This is a genomic window from Geitlerinema sp. PCC 9228, from assembly GCF_001870905.1.
In the GTDB taxonomy this organism is placed as follows: Bacteria; Cyanobacteriota; Cyanobacteriia; order Cyanobacteriales; family PCC-9228; genus PCC-9228.
Genome location: NZ_LNDC01000049.1, coordinates 1 through 1,458 on the forward strand (window position 1 = coordinate 1; position 1,458 = coordinate 1,458).

Annotated in this window: 2 protein-coding genes; both read right to left on the reverse strand. The window is 48.9% G+C overall.

Going from position 1 to position 1,458, the window contains the following annotated elements:
* Positions 1–1,072, reverse strand: a 1,072-nt coding sequence (locus AS151_RS03645; RefSeq protein ID WP_139240486.1) for a CHAT domain-containing protein, incomplete at its 3' end; no start/stop codon positions are given.
* A 59-nt stretch (positions 1,073–1,131) separates the two neighbouring features.
* On the reverse strand, positions 1,132–1,458 hold a 327-nt coding region (locus AS151_RS03650), incomplete at its 5' end, for a tetratricopeptide repeat protein (RefSeq protein ID WP_244532855.1).

Below are 1,458 nucleotides of genomic sequence, written 5' to 3' on the forward strand. Positions count from 1 at the left end.
AAATGCTGGGGGAATCCACCTGTTTGAGAGCATATTCGGTGGCTTCCTCTTGGGTTCGTAAGTCTATCTCTGGGAATAGAGGTTGTATAGCTTTCGCCTCTTTAGCCGTTCCTGGCAAAGGACCAAATGTTATGTTGTTTAAATCCATCGAACGTCGGTTGCCACGGGTACTCGTTTTTGCCGAAGTGATTGCTGAGCTTGTCGAAGCGTCGGCTTGGTTGTAGTCGGGATTGGCAAGCAAAACTGGAGCAGATTCGCTAGGAGAGGTTTGTTCTAGTTTGAGCAAATCCCGCCCGGAACCGAAATAAGTTATTTGATAGTCTCGCACCAAATATCGATCGTTTTCATCCACCAATGCTGCAAACGGAATCAAGTTGAGCTGGCTGTCGGGAGAGATAAGTAGATGTTTTTGATTGCCTAACAGAGGGCGAATTGGTTGCATTAATTTCTCATCTAACTGGCGCGCCGCTTGTTGGATGTTGGATTGTTGATCTTGCAAAGCTTGACGAAATTCCCGAATCGCAACATCGATGGGTTCGGCTTCTCCCAAATCCTGCCATTGAATCTCTCCGTTTGCTTGCAGGATATAGACAGCGTAGCGAGGTTCGCCCCATGTATTTTCTTCATCTTTTGGATTGTAGGGTTTGTATCGGACAAATTCCAGTAAAGCCGTATCTTCAGGAATGGCTTGCTGTACCCTTTCAATGGTTATGGGTTGGATTTCGCTGAGAAATTCGGCACTGCGGTAGCTGAGGGTATTTTCCAACTCGTTGGCTTTTGCTTTTAGATTGGCGATTTGCTGGCGATAGGCTTCGGGGGAGCGATTGCCTACCCCTTGAAACAGTAAGGTTGCCAGTTGGGAATGAGTATCTGCCAGTTGGTCCAACAATTCTTGGTTCTCTGGTGTGAGGTTTTGGCGTAGGGTGTGCAAGCTGTTGGTTAGCGCATCGAGAATGCGACCTTTGCGACGCAGAACTGTAGTCAAAGCCAGACGAGCCGCATCGGAATTGTTGGGAGTAGCTTGTAAGTGTAGCGATAGAGCTTTATGGGTTGTATCTGCAATGGTTGCCATATAATCCTGTTTTTGGCGTTCGGAACCCACATTCAGCAGCCGCCTAAGGTTGTGAGCTTCTATGTTAGCTCCCCGACGAAGAAAATCCTGAGCCCGAGCCAGTTCGCCTTGAGACCAAGATAAAACTGCCAGATTGTTGAGACTGGCGGCGACACACGGGGATGTTGCTCGCCCAGTAGGCGTTTGAACATTTCCAGAGCTTGGCGGTAGAGGGGTTCCGCTTCGTCGTAGCGACCTTGACTTCTATATAACTCTGCCAGATTGTTGAGGCTGGTAGCGACATCAGGGTGTTGTTCGCCCAATAGGCGTTTTCTCATCTCCAGAGCTTGGCGGTAGAGGGGTTCTGCTTCCTCGTAGCGACCTTGACTTTGGTACAAACCTGCCAG